The sequence below is a fragment of the Nocardia sp. NPDC004722 genome (genome assembly GCF_053601505.1).
The window spans coordinates 1-3761 of the sequence record NZ_JBSGBY010000730.1; the positions used below are offsets into that span (position 1 = coordinate 1).

At 67.9% G+C, this 3761-nt stretch carries 5 protein-coding genes; 4 read left to right on the forward strand and 1 reads right to left on the reverse strand.

What is annotated here, in order from left to right; translation table 11 throughout:
• Positions 1–226 precede the first annotated feature (226 nt).
• A complete protein-coding gene (locus ACWELQ_RS40715) occupies positions 227–685 on the reverse strand; it encodes a DUF4232 domain-containing protein (protein WP_452402328.1) in 459 nt (152 codons plus the stop codon).
• Between ACWELQ_RS40715 and ACWELQ_RS40720 the strand changes: the two genes are divergently transcribed.
• The 4 genes from ACWELQ_RS40720 to infA all read left to right on the forward strand — a co-directional run bounded on the left by ACWELQ_RS40720 (position 678) and on the right by infA (position 3706).
• Positions 678–1031, forward strand: coding sequence for a hypothetical protein (locus tag ACWELQ_RS40720; protein ID WP_452402329.1), 354 nt, complete (start codon positions 678–680; stop codon positions 1029–1031). The genes ACWELQ_RS40715 and ACWELQ_RS40720 overlap by 8 nt on opposite strands.
• A gap of 133 nt (positions 1032–1164) precedes the next feature.
• Positions 1165–2484, forward strand: coding sequence for a cytochrome P450 (locus ACWELQ_RS40725; protein ID WP_452402330.1), 1320 nt, complete (start codon positions 1165–1167; stop codon positions 2482–2484).
• A gap of 206 nt (positions 2485–2690) precedes the next feature.
• Positions 2691–3479 (forward strand): GNAT family N-acetyltransferase, encoded by a 789-nt coding sequence (locus ACWELQ_RS40730; RefSeq protein WP_452402331.1) that lies wholly within the window; start codon positions 2691–2693, stop codon positions 3477–3479.
• Complete coding sequence (infA, locus tag ACWELQ_RS40735; protein WP_452402332.1) at positions 3476–3706, forward strand: translation initiation factor IF-1; 231 nt, start codon at positions 3476–3478, stop codon at positions 3704–3706. Before ACWELQ_RS40730 ends, infA begins: the two co-directional genes overlap by 4 nt.
• Positions 3707–3761 lie beyond the last annotated feature (55 nt).

A 3761-nucleotide genomic window follows, 5' to 3' on the forward strand; every position in this document is an offset into this window, starting at 1 on the left:
GAGGCGGCCACGCAGCACTACCCATGCGGGAGCGGCGAGGGTGGCCAGGTTGGTTCGCGGGCGGAGCCCCGGCCGCGGTCTTTACCAGGAAGTTCGCCATTTCGGGCGTGCGGTCGAGGTTGAGATGGTATGACTGCCGCGTATTGCCTACCGCCGCTCTGGAATTCGAGACCGGACTGTGGTTCGAAGCGCCCATCCAGATGCTCCCGGCCGGCCGCCGTGGTGCTCAGCCGTTGTAGGCCGCCACCGCCCGAATCGTCAAAATCCCTATCTTGGTGCAGGTTTGGCGCGCCATCGGGATGAACGCCGACTCGGTGTTGTCCGGCGGATAGATCCGCAACCCCGCGACCGTCGCGGGAACACACTTGTCGGCGGGATACACCCCCACGTCATTGACGGTCCGCAGGGTGGCCGCTGCCCGCCCACCGGGCGCGAGCACGACCGCCTGAGACCCGTCGTTCCCGTTGAATGCCTCCCGCGCCGCCGCGGGCCCTACCGGCTGCCCGTCGGCCCCCTCGGTGTACGACACCCCCGGATATCCGGTCAGCGAGCACGTCCGGGAACCGTTGTTGGTGAAGATGATCGGCACATACGTACTCCCCGCCGCCCCGTCTCCCCGCCCGATCTCAACGGTCAACTCCGCCGTCTTGCACCCCGCCACCCCGGCGGGCGCGGTAGTGGTCACGCTAGGAGCCGCCGAACTCGAATTCGGCTGTGTCCCGGTCGGACCCGGCGCCACCGTCACCGGCACCGTACTCGTCCCGCCCGCCTGCGTGGTGGTGCCGCCGGTCGTGCTGGACCCGCCCGAACACCCGGCGACCACCAACACCCCCAATGCCACCACAGGCACCAGCCGCCATCCCCGTCCCACCGTCGCGAGTCCCACCGCAGCCCTCCCGTTCCACGCCATCCGACCCTGGTCAGCCTATCGCCGTCAGCCCGACCACCGTTGCAGCCCACCTGCGCTGATCAAGATCAAGGTGTACTCAGCGCGGTGTTTTGTCCGGGTCGCCACCATGAGTACTCCCTGATCTTGGAAGGGGGATCCCGTACGTGCCCCTCTTCCGGTCCGGAAAATCGGTGCGGCGCTGTGACCGGCGTGGATGATCGGCGGCCGGAGTCGGAGGGGTGGAGGTTCGCGTGCCGGATTCCTAGCGTTGATTCATGACAGTCGTGAATGCGTTGCCACCCATGGTTTCCGGTGGTCTGCCCCTGGTCGGGGTGGGGCCCGAGTTCATGCGGAATCCGGAGCGGGTGTTTCAGCGCGGGTTGGACGAACACGGGGAAACCTTTCGGATGCGCGTGTTCGGGAATGAGACGGTGGTGTTGCTCGGTGCGGAGAATTCGTGGCTCTTCTTTCACAGTAAGAACTTTTCGACGCAGGGCGCGACGCCGTTCTTCGAGAAGATGTTCTCGCCCGGCTTCTACAGCCTCGCCTCCGAATCCGAATACCGCCGCCAGCAGCGCGTGCTGGTCCCGTTGTTCCAGCGGGCCCAGATCAGCGGGTTCATCCCGACGATCGAGGCGGTGACGGACGGTTTCCTCGAATCCCTCGGGGAGCATGGCGAATTCGATCTCACCGCCGAATTCGGGCCCCTGGTGTTCCGGATCGCCTCCACCTGTTTCCTCGGCGAGCAGGTTGCCCAGGAGATGGGCGCCGACTTCTACCGCGAGTTCCGGCATTTCTCCGACGGTATGACCTTCGTGCCGCGCTGGGTCAAGACCCCGCGCAATGTGCGCAGTCAGCGTGCCGCTGTCCGCCTCAAAACAGCGCTGGGGGCGATGATCGAACGCCGCCGCACGCACCCTCTCGCGGAACCGGACTTCCTGCAGCGCTTGGTCACCCAGCGCTACGAGGACGGCACCCCGGTCCGCGACGACATCCTGGTCGACATGGTGCTGCTGCTGGCGTGGGCGGGCTACGAGACGACCGCCGGTCAGCTCGCCTGGACCCTCACCGACCTGCTGCTCGAGGCCGCCACCCTGGCCCGCGCCCGCGAGGAGGCGGACCGGATCGTGCGGGACGGCAGGCTGGATCGCGCCGCCCTGGATCGGATGACCGTGCTGACCGCCTGCATGAAGGAGAGCGAGAATCAGCATTCGATCGCCCCGATGGTGGCCCGGCGCGTCACCGCCGACACCGAGGTCGGCGAGTACCTGATTCCCGAGGGCGCGATGGTGCTGGCCGTGCCCGCGCTGACGCACCGCTTGACCGACGGCCTCACCTGTCCCGCCGGCTACCACCCCGATCGCTTCCTCGGCGAGGCCGGCAAGACGAATCTGAACTCGCTGTTGGGTTTCGGCGCGGGCACCCACCGCTGCCTCGGCAAACCGTTCGCCGAAGCGGAGATGCTGGTGATCCTCTGCCGGGTGATCGCCGCCTTCGACATGGAATTGACCACCGGCACACCGCGTCCCACCGCGGGCGCGACCGGCACCAAATGGCCCGCCGCTCCGGTACGCATCTCCTACCGCCGCCGTTAGCCCCGCGAAACCCCTGGTAGAAAAACAATTGTCGCGAGAGGAGACGGGTCTGTTAGCCTGCTGCCCGACCGTGACACCACCCGAGGAGGTGAGACCCATGTACACAGCACCGATGTTTGGGGCTCCCTCTCGCCGTCACGGGTAACGCGCGATTCGACCGTCGCCGGGAGCCTCTGCCTGACAAGGCATCCCGAAAGGCGACGACAATGAACACTTCAGATATCACCTCGCGGGCGGACGATTCCGCCGTGCAGGTCACCCGGGTCGCTCTGACCCAGTGGCAGGGAACCCACAACGATCGTGTGGTCGGCCACGGAGATCTCACCCACCGGCCCGACGGACGCCTGTTCGTCAGCATCGACGCCTGGCACGACGCGGTCTTCGACCGGATCGCGGCCGCCATGCTCGCCACCCTGCGCAGACCCCTGCACACCGTCGTCGACGAACACGACACCGACCTGCTGTCATGTTGGCAGCGAGCGGGTTTCGTGATCCGCCGGCGCGAATGGGAGTACCTCGTGCCCACCGATCCCCGGGTCACCGGACTGCACGCGGTGCGACCGCCAGCGGGGGTCACCATCGTCCCCGCCGGTCACGCCGCGGAAGGTCCGCTGCGCGCGGTGGACCGCGTGATCCGCGACGAGGTCGGAGACGGCTGGCAGGACATGCCGGTCGAAAACCTCGGCGGCCCCGGCGACACCATCGTGGATCCGTCGAAATACGTGGCGGCCGCGGAGGCCGAGCACTACGTCGGCCTGCTGCGCGTGGTCCAGATCGGCCGCGTGCCGCGCCTCGGCCTGCTGGCCGTCCGCGCGGATCGGCATCGGCGCGGAATCGCCCGCGCCCTGCTGGCCCACACCCTCGGCGGCCTGCACGAGCGCGGCATCGACACCGCCTCGGCCGAGGTGACCGACGCCAATCTCGCCGCCACCGCCCTGTTCGAGGGCGTCGGCGCGCGACCGGTCGGCAGCAACCTGGAACTGGTGCTGCGATGACGAATCCGAACAAGAGCAAGGGAATCGAGATCGAGGGCATCGTGGTGGACTGCCTGCGCAATGCCACCTTCACGGTGCGCCTGCCCAACGGCCACCAGGTGCTCGCGCACATCAGCGGCAAGATCCGGAAGAACTACATCAAGATCGTGCCGGAGGATCGCGTGCTGGTGGAACTGAGCCCCTACGACCTCACCCGGGGACGAATCCTGTTCCGGTACCGGAACTGACGGGCACCGCGGCCGGGGGGGGGGGGGGGCGCGGGGGGGGGGGGGGGGGGGGGGG

Bases quoted from the DNA above. Each gene is read 5' to 3' on its own strand.
- ACWELQ_RS40725 (WP_452402330.1), top strand. From the start codon at position 1,165: ATGACAGTCGTGAATGCGTTGCCACCCATGGTTTCCGGTGGTCTGCCC.
- ACWELQ_RS40730 (WP_452402331.1), top strand. From the start codon at position 2,691: ATGAACACTTCAGATATCACCTCGCGGGCGGACGATTCCGCCGTGCAG.
- infA (WP_452402332.1), top strand. From the start codon at position 3,476: ATGACGAATCCGAACAAGAGCAAGGGAATCGAGATCGAGGGCATCGTG.